Consider the following 15,679-nt stretch of genomic DNA (forward strand, 5'->3'; position numbering starts at 1 on the left):
GCAAAAAAATCCTACAGGATAATTCCATATACATATCTACATCCCACTTCTGTTACGTTAAGCGTCAAATAGCCACCCACCTGTTCAACATCCGTTGGCCATGACATGCGGCGGATGGGGCATTCCTTTCCGGACCCCGGCCGAAAGGCAGGAATCAGCACATTACATGCTGTTTTCTGCGCCATCGTCGCGCAACCTTACAAGAGTGTTAGGCAATTGTCATCTAGATCAATGGTATCAACCTAGCTGCTCCTCTATACTAATCCATTGATAGGATTATTTTTAAGGGGGAGTTGGCGTGAGGTTTTTTGAAATGCTGCTATTCTTTTCAAGTGCTTGTTTGTTGGCACTCCTGTTCATTATCAATCAACGTATCCGAAAACCAGCTTTGCTCCTGACAAGCGGAGCAGGCTCCATTTTTTTAGTGATACATTTGCTTGTCGAAGGATACAGGGTTCAGCTTTTATTTTTATACGGATTTACGATCCTGATGCTTATGCTTTCGCTTATAGACGTTTTCATAACGCTGAAAGTCGTTCGGACTGCCTCGCGAATCCGTAGGGTGCTGGGCCGCCTTTTTATCGTGATTGGGCTAATCGCAACGGCGTGCTTCCTCTATGTGTTTCCCGTATTCGACTTTCCGGCGCCAACCGGCGAGTTGAAGGTAGGCACGCAAGTCTTTCATTTCATCGATCCAAGCCGGGAGGAGACATTTGGCAAAACCGCGCCAGGCAAAAGGGAATTGATGGTTCAGGTATGGTATCCGGCTCAAGCTGGCACCGACAAGTACGCTCCCTTTATTCCCGATACCCAGATTTTACGTTATATGGCCGCGGACTATGGCCTTCCTGAGTTTACTTTTCAACACCTGAAGTACGTATCCAGTCATGCTTATTCGGGGGCCGAAGTCTCTTCGGCACAGACTTCATACCCGCTGATCCTTGCGAATCCCGGCAATGGCTCTTCCAGGTTCCTCCACACGTCGCAAGCCGAAAATCTCGCGAGTCATGGATATATCGTGGCAGTGATCGACCACACCTACAATACATTTGCAACCGAGTTTCCGGACGGGCGAATCACGACCAGCACAACCAACGACTTATTCTCGCCCGCCCATGATTACCAGACGAGTAGAGGAAATCGTGACAAGTTGGGAAAAGTTTTAACCGGCGATGTGGCGTTTGCGCTGGACCAATTCGAGCTCATCCAATCGGGGCAGTTTCCAAGTCATCTAAAAGGGAGGATTGATCTCGGTCATGTCGGGGTGTTCGGTCATTCCATCGGCGGAGCGACGGCCTATGACGCTTCTTACGATCCGCGAATCGCGGTTGGAATAGACCTTGATGGAGGGCTTTATCGACTGCGTGACAGAGAGGGTCTGCGAAAGCCGTTTTTGTTCATCAACTCGGAAAGCTATTTCGAAAAATTAAAAATGGTGATGGATAACCGGGTCTACACGGATGCAGAGCTTAACCGTATGGGCTCAACAAGAGAGTGGGAGGATCAAGTAACGGAAGATAAAAAGTTGGAGCTTGAACGGATGCGCGAAGCGGTCGACGAAGGGGGACAAGTCCTCTATATCGAAAATACGGAGCATTTGAATTTTGCCGACGTACAGTTTATTTCTCCGATTTTCGAAATGCTGGGCATTACAGGAAAGATTGCACCCGAAAGAGCGAACTCCGTTATCAATGCCTATATGCTGGATTTCTTCGATAGGTATCTGAAAAATCAAGGCGGAATCTTAATGAAAGGACCGGATAGCCGCTTTCCGGAGGTGAAGTTCGTAACCTCGCTATTATAAATTACGGAACAGGCTACCGATTTTGATATGCTCCCCTTCAAGTAGGCAGGTTTAATAAATAAACCGCTACTTGAAGGGGAGTTTTCCTTTGTCTAAGAAGAACGAATACAATGCGATTGAGAAACTAGCCATCATACAGGAGTTAAAAGCAGGACAGAGCAGCCGTGTGGAAGTAGCCAAAAAACATAACATCAGCGTTACCACCTTAGTGAAATGGCGACATCGCTATGAGTTGTACGGAATGGGGAAGCGAAAGCTATGAGCAAGGGGCGGTCTACCAATCATCAGGAACGAATAGACAGTATCTTTGCCTGTATATTGTCCTGCTCATCAAAGCAAAAAATAATATATAATATTTTACACCATGTAAATATACAAATTATGCTAAAGTCATATATAGTTTGGTTAGGATAGGTATGTATTCGGAAGGAGTGTAAAAATGAAATGCTAAAGCGTATTCAGAATCTTTTTGTTATCCCTAACTACCCATTGTTCATGATCTGCATGTTATTGCAAGGCATGGCTATATCCATCAGCGCCCCTTTTTTGGCTGTATATTTTACAAGTACACTTGGTGTATCTGTGGGAACCTTTGGTGTGTTTACAGCGGTAACTTTGATTTGTGGCATATGGATAAGCTCTCTGATTGCCAAACGTTCTGATACCGGATTAGATCGCAAACAAATTTTGGTGATTTGTACGTTATTTAATGCCATAGCCTTTGCAGGATATCTTGTAATCCAAAATTTTTATGTACTTTTTGTTTATATGACGATCTTTACGGCCATTGGTGCTCCTGGGATGCCGCAGTTATTTGCCAGTGCACGTGAAGCAGTAGATCGCAGTAAATCTGCGGATCACGCCTTTGCTAATTCAACGCTTCGGTCTATGTTTTCTCTCGGCTTTATTACCGGGCCGCTTTTTGGTTCCTTTTTGATTGCACATACGGGCTTTAAAGGTATCTTTATGGGAACGACCTCTATTTTTGTTCTCATTGCTGTTCTTTTATTCTTTTTTATCCAGCAGCCTCCCGCTCAGCTTAAACATAAGAATCAACTTTCACTTCATAACATTACATTACATAAAAATATTGAGATTCTGATCCCTTTCTCAGTTCTTACTCTGCTCTATACGTCTCACTGGATGAATAGTTTAAATATTTCCTTGTTCATCATTCACAATTTAAAAGGTGACACGAGTGACGTTGCTCTAGTATCCAGTATTTGCGCCATTTTAGAAATACCTTTGATGCTTATGCTAGGCGTACTAGCAGCTAAATACTCCAACCGTTTGCTTGTATTTTTAGGGGCATTAACAGGAGTTGTCTATTATATCCTTGTCCTTATGTCTACGGAGATGTGGCAGCTATTCGTGGGGCAACTTCTTCTAGCCTTCTTTGTTGCAGTGATTTCTGCCATTGGCATTAGTTACATGCAGGATTTGTTGCCCTCTCTTCCAGGGTACGCATCGACGCTATATTCCAATGCGACAACTATCGGAAGATTGGTGGGGAGCTTAATGGGCGGATTAACCGCTCAATGGATGGGTTACCGAAACACCTATTGGGTATGTTTGGCCCTAATCATCTGCTCCCTGGGTCTCCTGGCAATTTCGAAGAAATTAGAGTTTGAAAAATCTGCTGCTTTAAAAGAAAGGAATCACAGTATATAGACTGCGCTTATTTTTCTATGATGGAGAAATGACTCATAATTGTATCTGCCGCATGTCTGTACCCACCAGCCTGGCGTAATGATTCGCCGATCACATGAGCCTGTTCTTTATAGGTTGGATGACTCAATACCTCTAATAAGGCAGCTCTCAAACTAGCGGGTGTAAGCTTATTTTTATCCACAACAACACCCGCTCCCAGTTCCTGCACCCGACTAGCTACGATCGGCTGATCCGATGTTAAAGGAATCATGACCTGCGGTACATTGTAATATAAGGCTTCACTTGTACTGTTCATCCCCGCATGTGTAACAAAAGCGTCCACATGCTGAAGCATTTCCAATTGCGGAATATAAGGCTTGATTATAAAATTGTCAGGGATACATGGGGCCAATGGCTCCATGTCTGTATAATTGCCTGAAGACAGCACAAACTGCACAGGCAAATCGCGAAATGCTGCAAAACAAAGCTTATAAAATTCCAAGTTTTTATTCAAAATAGTACCCATCGAAATGTAAACCGCCTGTGGATGCAGAACACGAAGTTGTTCGAACGGGAAAGATGGAGCATCTTTACGCGGTACAATAGAAGGACCTGTAAAAATAAAACTGTGATCCAGTTTTTCAGCTTGCGGTTGAAAATAGCGGCTTGTATAAACGATTCTTAAGTGTCCGCCATGAGGAGCAATCTTTTCTATAGCTGGAGCCTCAACCTGAAGCTCATTAGCTAGTTGATGCGTTATTTGCATCGTAGCCGTGTACAACTTCTTTACCTCCGGATCATTGTCATTCATGCCTTGCCCCGATCCCAATGGCTCTACGAAAGCAAAAGAAGCGATAGAGCACACAGCAGGGATTCCTAGCTTCTCAGCAATAATCGTGCCTCCCCAGCCCATCAAAGAATCATAGATTAAATAATCATAGGTTCTGTTTTCAATAACTCTCAAAACCTCTGGAATAATCGGAAGAATCATACCTTTTACCATCATGTACACAAATTGATAATGATGTTTGTATTCTGCTGGCTTTAAATCAGAGTCTTTAGAAAAAGCATCATCAACAAAAGGGTAGGTGATCATCTGTGCTCCTGTCTGTTGAATTCTCGTACGATATTCTTCCGTACACACGTAGTCAACATCCTCCCCACTGTCTACCAACCTTTTTACTAATCCTAATGTCGGATTAACATGACCTTCAGCTGGCGTGATCACTACTAACACACGTGCCATATCCTACACCTCCAAATCAATAATAAATTTCAATTTGAGATAAATGCACTTTTAACATAGCAAACATTTACCATATAAACAAGTATTTTCAATACCGAAAATTAAGTATGTATCCTCTACTCAAACTATAGAAATAAGCGAGGCTGAACGCTAGAAGCGCTTGCCCCGCTTAACCACTGAACATCAAATTTAAAGACGCCAATCCCAATGATCTATCCCGCTCAGAACAGCTTCAACGGTGTACTGACTTGCTTCATCAGCGGTAAGCTGTTTGGCCCAAGATACACGCCCGCTACTTCCTGCACCTGGTCCAAAGTTGTCAAACTCTCCAAATCTTGCGGTCTGCTCATTGGATTCCTTGCCCCAATTGTTCCAGCCGCCCGGCTTGATATGGTCATCCATATAGGTCTTCAAAAAAGTAACATGAGCGTAAGGGCGCCATGGCCGTCCAAGATCTACCTTGCCTGTCAAGCCATTTTCTGTTGTCAGACGACATTGAATAAATACAAAGCCCGGCTTGTTCTCTTCTGTTGAAGCTGCTGTCACATATCCAGCACGCAGGCTGTGTATGATCGAATTATCAAACACGGCAGGTGCATTGCCAAATATAAAATCTACACTACCACTGATGTAGCTGTCCTTAAAATACTGTCTGCCACGGTTCACAAGCAACGTATCCTGTAGGCCGGTAATTTTGACATTATGATACTTACCACGATCACCTTCGGCATATAACGCTACAGCCTGCACCTGCCCGGTTCCTTCTGTATTGGCAACCGTGACATTCTCCAACACAAAATCGGGACTTTGCACACGCATTGTATAGCTGTTGCTTGTTCCTAATTCTTTTCCGTCCACCACCGTTTTGGCCGTATCATCAAAAGCAATGATCGTTTTGTCGCGGTCTTCTCCGATAATACTCAGATTTTTTTTGGAGGAATTCACCTTTATTTTTTCACGATACGTACCGTTTTTGAGATGGATAACTGTCCTTGTGTTTCTGTCGTCAGGGACTGCGTCAATCGCTGCCTGGAGAGATGTAAAGTCAGCAGGGCCATAGGTCGCTACCACCACACTAGTGGGATGAGTCCCTCCTGAGTCTGTCAGGTTGCGGATGGTGACATTGCTGAATTCCGACGTATTGTAATTCCATACATCGTTTTGTTGTTTGGATGCATCGGTGGCCAACCCGAACAATAGCGGCTGATTATCCGGCACATCTATAACAGTTTCACCAACCTTCTCCCAGTTCGTCACACCATCTGCGGATACCCAGCCGGTAACCTTTTGTCCTTGTCGTACCAGACGAACCGAATATGGCGTTGCAATAAAAGTCTCCATTGACGCACGTTTCGTCTTGGCATCCGTTTGATCACGACTAATAAGAATACCCTGTTTGCCATATTTAACAAATGCTAAAGACATAAAAGCCATTTTTGATCCAGACTTCAGCGATTCACGAATCATTACACCCGCTTCGGCATTATCATCCACCGGGGTTATTTGTTCCACACGGGCTGTAATTTCAGTGTCACCTTCCCATTTTTGATAAGCATAATGGAACATATCTGCCTTACCGTCAACGTCTCCCGCTGACTTCAGTCGTATACTGCTGCCGCTTGCATCTTCTTTTAAGACCTGAGTATGCCCTTTTATATAACCATCGTTGCCCTCAGAGCCAATCTCTTCGCTGAGCCAACTTCCCGATGGCGCAGTCGTATTGACGTGAATGGTAACAGGATTGGAAAATGCAGCAGTCCCCATGCGGTCGGTCACCCGTACAATAATATTATGGGTACCGTCTGTTACATGATTCCAATCGAGATGATAAGGCGCGGTCTCTACTTTACCAACAAGTTTGCCATCAATGATAAATTCAACATGAGCAATACCATCTTTGTCCTTGGCTGTTGCTGTTATGGTCGCATCACGGCCTGCTTCCAAAATATCGTTATGCTTTAGTGAACGTCCGTTTGCATCCGACACCTGAACGACGGCCTCTGGATTATCCACCTCATTTCCATTCGACAGCTTCTCAATAAGATCATTTAAATAGACCTCCAGATTTGTATAACCCTTGGCAAAATGAGCATACGCCCCTGTGCCGGCAAGCAATTGACCGTTACGATCATCTGCATTATTGGGGTCCAGCCCATGGGCACGTTCCCATTCATCCGGCATTCCATCATGGTCACTGTCAGAAAGCTCCGTCGTCGTTACGTTAGAATCGTCGTAAATCCACCCTGCTTCACGCGGAGAGTTAATAAACGCACCCGTTCCATTCTTCACATCATTCATAATTCGGGCGTCCACCGCATCTCTTCTTGGCAGCGTGGCTCCTGAGCCGGCAAGCACCTCCGTATATGCGGTTTGTGCATCTGTCGCTTGATATGGACCATACGCATCCGGTGAAATTCCGTTGTCGTATTCCCCTCTGACTTCAATCGGCTCCGCCAAACGGGTGGAAGGATCAATAATTGACCCAATGGATGTGCCAAGCTGCCAGTTGTCTTTCGTAACCGAGTCATTGCCGTACATGTAGTTACCACCAATAAAGATGCGTGTTTTATATTTTTTACTACCTACGTCTACAAAAATTTGACCGCGAACGTCCTCATATGTGTTGGGGCCATACTTATAATAGTTTTTCAGCACATTATACGATCCTTCACCGCCACCGTATGAAGAAAAAAATCCCCAGTTATAAATGACATTATTGGTCATTTCCACAGCGTCGATTTGTTTTTTATCGGTTGGAAAACGCGGATTACGACTTGCATTGTGAGCCAACAAATTATGATGATAGGTGGAATTTCGTCCGCCCCATATGCCGCCATAGCCGTGGCGACCTTTCTGATGCGTGGTCATTAGCATACTTTCGGACGCAATGGACCATTGTACCGTTGTATTGACGTTGTCATACAGGCTCAGTACCTCATCCACCGACCAGCTAAAGGAGCAGTGATCAATCATTATGTTTTTATGGTATCTGGCTCCTAATGCGTCATCCTCACTGGGGTAACGGTCGGTCAATCGGAAACGCAGGTAACGGAGAATGACGTTATCTGCATCAATCCCTGTTGTGTAATCGCTTACAGTTATACCATCGCCAGGAGCTGTCTGACCCGCAACCGTCAGGTTGTTTCCCAAGATTTTAAGTGGCTCCTTGAGATGAATCGTTCCACCTACCCGGAATACGACCGTCCGATTATCGGAGCTGACCGCTGCACGAAGAGATCCGGGTATTATCTGTTCCCCTTTGCCGTAGTCTGCCAGCGTGGTAACCTCATACACTTCACCTCCGCGTCCACCGGTAACATATTTACCGCCACCCTCAGCCCCCGGAAACGCCGGAATATCCGTCGCCACTTTTGACACCTTTGCGTTCTCTGTTCCTACCGCAGTCTCCGCTTGGATTAGTGGTGGGCACAAGGTCAACAACAATGAACCCACAACCACATTACATAGCACCTTTTTCCATGTACGCTGCTTGCTCATATTCTGTTTCCTCCCTAAGATTTTCTTCCACATCAGCGCATATTTTTATAAAAACACGACCCGAGACGTTCAGAAGCGCCTTCACCTCCTTTCATCAATCTTTTCTGCTTTTATCATTGGCAGGTTGTCATATATACTGGTGGTATATGAATGCGCTTACTTATCTTAATTTGTAAAGGAAGAAGCACATGAATGAAATGAAAGAAGATAAATATGTCATTGGCGAACAACAATTCTCCATTCATCACATCTATCGTACCGGTTTCACAGTTATGCCCCGGCCTCATGTCCACGAGAACTATGAGCTGTATCTCTTACTGCGAGGCGAACGCATCTATTTTATGAATGGCAAGGTATACACCGCTCGCAAGGGGGATCTGATATTCATCCTTCCTCATGACTTGCACTCTACTGCCAGTACGCAATTGCAGGAAACAGAGCGCATTTTGATTCATTTTTCTCCGACGTTTCTCCCACAGCAGGATCATGACATTCTTGACCTGCCGCCGTATCAGCAATCCTCGCTACTTCGCTTACCTGCGAGAGAGCAAGTGGAGGTTGAACGTTTATTCCTACAGATGAATACCGAATGCAGGAATAAGCAGCCTCTCCATGACCGTTGCGTACAGCATTTACTGCTAGAAATGCTGATCCTGGTGCACCGATCGGAAGCAATCGAGCGTAGTGAACCTGTTTCCTCTCATCCCATGCATCAAAAAATCACGGAAATTTCTTCTTTTATCCAGGATCATTACAATGAACCGTTAACTCTCGAACAAGTGGCCGCATGCTTCTTCATTAGTCCAGCTTACCTAAGCCGTATCTTTCTAAAGTTGACTGGTTTTCATTTCAGCGAATACATCCGCGTAGTGAGGGTCAGAGCGGCCCAAACAAGACTTCGAACCACCAAAGACAAAATTCAGGATATTGCAGAGGAAGTGGGGTTCGGTCATGCTTCCCACTTTAATAAAATCTTTAAAAAAATAACTGGGCTCTCCCCTCTTCAGTACCGCAAGCAGGTTCGGTAGATATTCAGTGTAAAGAATTAGACGCCGACTTTATACATCCGCTCTTGTCTTGTTTTTCCATTTTTATATCCACTTGCTCTTTCATGGAACTAAAGACAAGCCGCTTTGGAATAAGTAAAATGCACAAAAAAAACCATACTTCGCTGCAATGCATGCAACGAAGTATGGCTATTCCATAGTCATTTTACATCTTTAAAATTATATAAATTACTCTTTCTATGACCTTTATCGCAATGCTTTAATATCCTGAATCAGCATTGCAACATTTTCTTTCTTTGTAGCCCAACTGGTACAGAATCGAACAGCACTATGTGCATCATCAACCTTTTCCCAAAAGGAGTAAGTATATTTTTCACTCAATGTCTTTAGTATACGATCTGGCAAAATCGGAAACTGCTGATTGGTTGTAGAACGGTATTGAAAAGAAAAACCTTGCTCAGATAATCCGTTTTGAAGCAGCATTGCCATATCTATAGCGTGTTTGGAAATTTCAACGTATAAACCGTCTTCAAACAAAGTTTCGAATTGAATGCCTAACATTCTTCCCTTAGCCAGCAGTCCTCCTTTTTGCTTGATCATATATCGAAAATCTTTTTTCAATGTATCATTTAGAATGACTACTGCTTCTCCCATCAAGGCTCCAATTTTGGTCCCGCCAATATAAAATACATCGCATAGCTTTGCTATATCTGCTAAAGATACGTCGCTATCTTCGGCCACCAAGCCATAGCCTAATCGGGCTCCATCTATAAACAGTGGTAAACCACACTCTTGACAGACTCTACTTAATGCTTCCAGCTCTGATTTGCTATAAATCGTTCCATTTTCAGTAGGTTGGGAAATATAAACCATCCCGGGCTGTACACTATGCTCAGGAGCGGCATCATTCCAGTGAGCGTCATATAGCTCCTTTACCTGCTCGGCCCGAATTTTCCCATCATCACTTGGCAAAGTAAGTACTTTATGCCCAATAGCTTCAATCGCTCCGGTCTCATGTACGGCAATATGTCCAGAAACTGCAGCAACGACGCCTTGATGCGGACGCAGAATAGAAGAAATGACGGTGGTATTGGTCTGTGTACCTCCAACCAAAAAGTGTACATCCGCATTTGGGGAGTCACATGCTTCTTTAATATATGCTCTGGCTTTTTCACAATGATCGTCGACACCATAACCTGGAGTTTGTTCATCATTAGTCTCCAGTAGTCGCTTTAATATGCGCTCATGAGCACCTTCGGTATAGTCGCATTCAAATCGTATCATTCTGTATCCTCTCCAAATTATCCAATTTCTTCTGAATTAACAACATAGAAGCATGTAATTCCTTAATCTCTTCTTCTGAAAGTCCTTGAACTAATTTTAGAATTTGTTCATCAGACCTTTCATTCAGTTGGTTGTAGAACACTTTTCCTTTAGGAGTCAAACGAATCAGATTTGTTCTATTATCCAACGTTGAATTTTCCTTAACAAGAAAGCCCTCTTTGCAAAATTTTGCAATGATCCTACTCATATAGCTGCGATCAATTTTAAGAGATTCGACTAGAGTATTCGCAATACAGGGCTCGATCAACCCGATCTCTATAATGACACGGGCCTCGGTAAAGGAATATCCGCTATCCAGCACATGTCTATCTAAAACACCCAGTATATTCGTATAGAATCGATTAAAACGCCTCATATCCGCTATGATATTAGCATCTATATTGATCATAACTCCCCCAATTTAGTGGACTTTTGCAACAATTATAGTAATGATTTTTGTGGACTCTGTCAATGAAATAATAATCAATATCGACAAAGAAAAAATCGTACATTAAGACACTCGTCTAATGCACGATTTCATAGTAATAAGGAGATAATGAAGTATATTCTTTTCTATATTTACCTACAAGGTCATTGAGCTATCGCTATTTATAGCCTTTTCCTTCTTATGCTTCCGTTTCAGCTTCAGATGAGCTACGACCATATACAGCGTCGGAACTACAAACAAAGTTAAAATAGTTGAAAAAATCAGTCCGAAAATAATGGTCGTTGCCAACGGTTTGAACAAGATCTCGCCTATTGTGGCAATAGGGATCATACCCACAATCGCAGTTAGCGAAGTAAGCAAGATCGGACGGAAACGGGCAGAGCATGCCATTAGAATGGCGTCTGTTAAATCAGCGCCTTCACGCCGCGCATCTTCAATAAACTCTATCAGCACGATACCGTTTCGCACGACAATACCAGCAAGTGAAATGATACCCATAATACTCATGAATCCAATTGGCATCCCCGAAATAAAACTTCCAAGGATTCCCCCTGCCGCTGCCAGATAAACAGTGGTCATAATAATGAGCGGTGTGGAAACCGAGTAAAACTGCATGGTAATTAAGAGGAGAATAAGAAAAATAACAATCACAGCTAATTTGCCCAAATCCTTAAACATATCAGACTGCGCGGATGTTTCCCCTCCCATCTCCCAGGTGTAGTCTGGTTCAAACTGGGTATTTGTAAGTTTGCTACGGATATCATTAGTGAGTTCTGTAGCTGTACGCCCATTTCCATTGGCTGAGATCGTTACCGTCCGTTCCAGATCATAGCGGTGGATTTGTTGGATGGAAAAGTCCGGTTTCATCGTGGCTAATTGGGATAAGGGGATTTGCTCCCTTGCCGCATTGTTCACACTTAATTGTTGGAATAATACCTCAGGATCATGGTTTGGTTTGTTCATGTATATATTGACATCAAGCAATTCCTTACCCGTATCAAAATCCGTTACGTTCACACCGTCACCCATTAATAGCAAAGTACGCGTTAAATCGGAATAGCTAACCTGATATTTATCCAAGGCTTGCTGATTAATTTGGAAATTCAGATTATAGCTTTGCATACCCATATTATCGGTCACATCTACAGCTCCGGGGGTTCCCGCAACGATTTCTTTGACTTTAGTTGTCATGTTTTGCAGCTTATCCATGTCTTCTCCTTTTATACGGATAGACACCGCACTGCCGACCGGAATACCTAATTGGGGAACGCGAATGCTGATTAATGCAGATGGATATTTAGCTTGTAGCGTATGGGTCCAGTTATCCACTGTTTTTTTGAGATCAAATAGCCCCTCTTTTCCAACGACAGCAATTTGGCCGTTTACCGCTCCCCCAGAGCCGTGACCACCTGCAACATCGCTGTACAGCTGAGGCGCTCCTCCACCTGCCGTTGCCGCCAACCGCTCTGTTTCTGGCTGTTTTTTGACCCACATGCCAATCTCGTTAATAACCTGATTGGTTGCCTGCAACGATGTTCCTTCTGGCATCGTTACACTGATCGTGGCATCCGCTTGATCGGAATCCGGAAATAACTCAATAGGAACAACAGCAAGTAGTCCATAAGCTGCTGTACCCATCATAAGACCAATAAGCGCTGTTAAAAGTGGGCGGCGCAGTATTCTTGGCATCCAGTTTTTAGAGTACACATTGGATAGAGACTGGATTTGATTCCCCAGAAGTCCAGGTGGCTTAACTGTCCTACTACTCTCTTTTCCTTTACGACGTTGATCATACCATTGACGGAAAATAGGAATGATCGTTAATGACATAATCATGGAAGCCAGCATCGTTAACGAAATAACGGTAGGTATCGGTTTAATAAAGTCACCAATGGTGCCCGGCAGGAATAAAAGCGGGGCAAATGCTGCAACCGTAGCTAGTGTAGCTGTAATGATTGATAAGGATACCTCTTTCGTTCCTTTAATGGCTGCCTCCGTAGCATCTTCCCCAAATTCAGTGCGTCGGCGTTCAATATTGTCATTGACCACGACGGCATCATCAACCAATATCCCTAGCACGATGATTAATCCGATGACTGAAATTTGATTCAGCGTGATTCCTGTTGTGGGCAAGAAAATAAAGCCGATGGCGATGGAAACAGGAATGGCCAAGGCCACAAATGCAGAAGTCAGCAAATTTAAACCTAATGTACATATAACAATGACCGATATAATAGCGATGATCATCTCTTTGGTCAGGTTTCCAAACATTTCATCTACTCGATCATTTTGCGCAAAAAGCAGCTCAAAATGTACATTCTTCGGCAAACTGCTCACAAGTTCATTGATTTTGGCTGTAGTCGCTTTAGATACTGTTGGCACGTCTGTGCCTGTATCTCCGCTCACACTGATCGAAATAGCAGGCTTGTTATTCACATACGTATAACTAGCTGCTTTTTTAAAAACAAGTGAGGCTGTCCCTACATCTTTCAGAGATATCGGGAATCCATCGTCATTGCTTGAAATCTGGACGTTATTTAGAATGGATGGATCGGTAGAGGCATTTACCGTCAGCTGATAAGTACGCTCATTGAAATCCATACTACCTGTAGGAACTCTTTCATTCTCATTTTTGATTGCTTGAACAACCTGCTCCCAGGAGATGTTATATTGTTGCATCTTTTGTGTGTCTAAACTGATTCGTACTTCTTGATCTGGTATTCCTTGAATATTAACTTGCGAAACACCCGAGACCGTTTTTAATTGATCTTTCCATTTGTTCATCAATTCATTCAACGAGTATAAATTCTCAATTTTATCAGAAGTAATCGCATATGAACCAATGAAAGAGCTTGTCATGCTATCATTGATAACCGGCTGCATCGCATCATCTGGAAGCTCGGACTGTGCATCCTGTACCTTTGTACGAAGATCAGCCCATACCTTTGTCGGGTCTGCATCTTCAAAAGCTTCTACAGTTATACTGGATTGGCCTTTAGATGAAGTGGAAGAAATCGTTTTGACACCTTGTACGGCTTTAATTTTCTGTTCCATGACCTTAGTAATGGTTTGCTCGATTCTTTCGGGTGAGGCGCCCGGATAGATGGTTGTAACACTGGCTGACAAGGGAATAACATCGGGCTGCTCTTGTTTAGGTAACGATGTAAAATTGTAGAGCCCTAGCACAATGCACATGCCAAAGAAAATGAGTGTAATTTTTTGTTTTTTAACGATATATTTAATCATTCGGACGACTCCTCCGATTTCTCAAGTACGTCATTCCCAATTAAATCACCATTAAATAAGGTTCCTGCTCCTTGTGTAACGATTTGATCGCCTGCCTGTAATCCAGAGACCACTTCGAGCTGATTATTAGTCACTTTCCCCAGTTTAATCGGTGTTTTGACGGCTTTTCCGTTTACAGCTTTAAAGACATAAGGATCATTTCCCGTACTAATTACGGCCTCTACGGGCACTAAAAGCGCTTCGTTTTGATTCATGCTTTTAGATGCGCTTATGACTTGACCAGGTTTCCAATTCAGTTCGGGATTGGGAATGCTAACTTCCACATTGATGCTTCCCGTTTTGAAGTTAGTCGATGGATAGATCTGAGTAACGGTCCCTGTTCTAATTTCATCGTAGAGAGATATATTTACTTTTTGGTTTTTCTTCCACGATAAGATTTCACTGTCCGGTACGGGGAGGAGTACTTTTAAAGTCTTGATATTCCCGACAACAAATGCCTCACTCCCGCTGGAGCCCAGTTGACCATCAGATATCTTTTTTTCAATCACAACACCCGTGATCGGGGAAGTTAAAGTAGCTTTTTTCAGTGATAAGGATGACTGTTCATAAGCAGCCAATGCATCTTCATAGGTAGCCTGCGCCTGAGCTTTACTGGCTAGCCCTTGTTGTATAGTAGCCCTAGCCGATTCCAGCCCTGCCCTGGCCTGATCTACGCCGGCCGAAGCTTGGGCACGCTCTTCCTGGGATGCCCCTGCAAGCAAAAGAGACAATTTCTCTTGCGCATCACTTAAGCTTTTTTGTGCGTTTGCTAATTCCAGCTGCGCATTCTCATTTTCCGTTAATGATACTGCACCTGCCTGGAATAGACTTTGGGACCGTGCGGCATCCGCTTTCTTCTTGTTATAATTATTAGTTGCTACAGTAACCGCATTTTGAGACTGTGCAATCTCCTGCTTTTTGGCGCCATTGTTCAATTCCTGCAATTTGGATTGGGCCGCGTTGACCTGGGATTGTGAACTATGAATGCCCGCCTGGGCCGATTGGACAGTAGCCTCCGCTTGGCTAACACCAGCCTTTGCCTTTTCCATGGTTGCCTTTGCCCGATCTAGCTGTAACTGGTAAGCAGATGTATCTAGCTTCGCAAGGACACTCCCTTTTTCTACTGAATCCCCAACTTCGACCATAGTGTTCAATATACGTCCATCCGCTTCAAAGGAAACATTAGCCTCATTACTTGCCTGCAATGTTCCCGCCAAATTAAAATCATTGGCCAAAGGTTTCATTGCAAGTTTCTCAATTTTCACCGGGTGACTGGCTTCTGTTACAGAGTTCTCCGATGCACTGGAGCAACCGGAAGCTACTAAAGCTAATGCAACCCCTGCAATCATTATCCTGATTTCTTTTCTCTTCAACTAATGTCATCCTCTCTGATTCTCTCTTCTAAAGGTGCTATCAGC

Annotated in this window: 11 protein-coding genes; 4 read left to right on the top strand and 7 right to left on the bottom strand. The window is 43.7% G+C overall.

The window, feature by feature from the left end:
• Window positions 1-11 precede the first annotated feature (11 nt).
• The gene (locus ACWGXJ_RS21565; protein ID WP_452567579.1) at window positions 12-185 is read right to left on the bottom strand and encodes a hypothetical protein; all 174 of its coding nucleotides are present in this window, start codon (window positions 183-185) and stop codon (window positions 12-14) included.
• 113 nt (window positions 186-298) lie between these two features.
• On the opposite strand from ACWGXJ_RS21565, the gene ACWGXJ_RS21570 reads away from it, so the two are divergent.
• The 3 genes from ACWGXJ_RS21570 to ACWGXJ_RS21580 all read left to right on the top strand — a co-directional run bounded on the left by ACWGXJ_RS21570 (window position 299) and on the right by ACWGXJ_RS21580 (window position 3,475).
• On the top strand, window positions 299-1,804 hold the full coding sequence (locus ACWGXJ_RS21570) for an alpha/beta hydrolase family protein (RefSeq protein ID WP_061828953.1): 1,506 nt from the start codon (window positions 299-301) through the stop codon (window positions 1,802-1,804).
• A gap of 88 nt (window positions 1,805-1,892) precedes the next feature.
• Complete coding sequence (locus tag ACWGXJ_RS21575) at window positions 1,893-2,066, top strand: helix-turn-helix domain-containing protein (RefSeq protein ID WP_231109398.1); 174 nt, start codon at window positions 1,893-1,895, stop codon at window positions 2,064-2,066.
• A gap of 182 nt (window positions 2,067-2,248) precedes the next feature.
• On the top strand, window positions 2,249-3,475 hold the full coding sequence (locus tag ACWGXJ_RS21580) for a sugar efflux transporter (protein WP_061828954.1): 1,227 nt from the start codon (window positions 2,249-2,251) through the stop codon (window positions 3,473-3,475).
• A 7-nt stretch (window positions 3,476-3,482) separates the two neighbouring features.
• Here ACWGXJ_RS21580 and ACWGXJ_RS21585 read toward each other — a convergent pair whose 3' ends face one another.
• Both ACWGXJ_RS21585 and ACWGXJ_RS21590 read right to left on the bottom strand, forming a co-directional pair.
• Window positions 3,483-4,700 (bottom strand): macrolide family glycosyltransferase, encoded by a 1,218-nt coding sequence (locus ACWGXJ_RS21585; protein ID WP_061828955.1) that lies wholly within the window; start codon window positions 4,698-4,700, stop codon window positions 3,483-3,485.
• Window positions 4,701-4,889: 189 nt separating this feature from the next.
• Window positions 4,890-8,198, bottom strand: a complete 3,309-nt coding sequence (locus ACWGXJ_RS21590; RefSeq protein WP_452567580.1) for a pectinesterase family protein — start codon at window positions 8,196-8,198, stop codon at window positions 4,890-4,892.
• 188 nt (window positions 8,199-8,386) lie between these two features.
• On the opposite strand from ACWGXJ_RS21590, the gene ACWGXJ_RS21595 reads away from it, so the two are divergent.
• On the top strand, window positions 8,387-9,226 hold the full coding sequence (locus tag ACWGXJ_RS21595; RefSeq protein ID WP_452567581.1) for an AraC family transcriptional regulator: 840 nt from the start codon (window positions 8,387-8,389) through the stop codon (window positions 9,224-9,226).
• A 225-nt stretch (window positions 9,227-9,451) separates the two neighbouring features.
• Here the strand turns inward: ACWGXJ_RS21595 and ACWGXJ_RS21600 are convergent, their stop codons facing one another.
• The 4 genes from ACWGXJ_RS21600 to ACWGXJ_RS21615 all read right to left on the bottom strand — a co-directional run bounded on the left by ACWGXJ_RS21600 (window position 9,452) and on the right by ACWGXJ_RS21615 (window position 15,610).
• Window positions 9,452-10,489 carry a threonine aldolase family protein gene (locus ACWGXJ_RS21600; protein WP_250266734.1) on the bottom strand — a complete coding sequence of 346 codons (1,038 nt, stop codon included), beginning with the start codon at window positions 10,487-10,489 and terminating at the stop codon, window positions 9,452-9,454.
• Window positions 10,476-10,937, bottom strand: coding sequence for a MarR family winged helix-turn-helix transcriptional regulator (locus ACWGXJ_RS21605; RefSeq protein ID WP_069290461.1), 462 nt, complete (start codon window positions 10,935-10,937; stop codon window positions 10,476-10,478). Before ACWGXJ_RS21605 ends, ACWGXJ_RS21600 begins: the two co-directional genes overlap by 14 nt.
• A 174-nt stretch (window positions 10,938-11,111) precedes the next feature.
• Complete coding sequence (locus tag ACWGXJ_RS21610; protein ID WP_452567582.1) at window positions 11,112-14,222, bottom strand: efflux RND transporter permease subunit; 3,111 nt, start codon at window positions 14,220-14,222, stop codon at window positions 11,112-11,114.
• The gene (locus ACWGXJ_RS21615; protein WP_452567942.1) at window positions 14,219-15,610 is read right to left on the bottom strand and encodes an efflux RND transporter periplasmic adaptor subunit; all 1,392 of its coding nucleotides are present in this window, start codon (window positions 15,608-15,610) and stop codon (window positions 14,219-14,221) included. The genes ACWGXJ_RS21610 and ACWGXJ_RS21615 overlap by 4 nt, the downstream gene beginning before the upstream one ends.
• Between the last annotated feature and the right edge of the window lie 69 nt (window positions 15,611-15,679).

The organism is Paenibacillus sp. S33, from assembly GCF_053615415.1.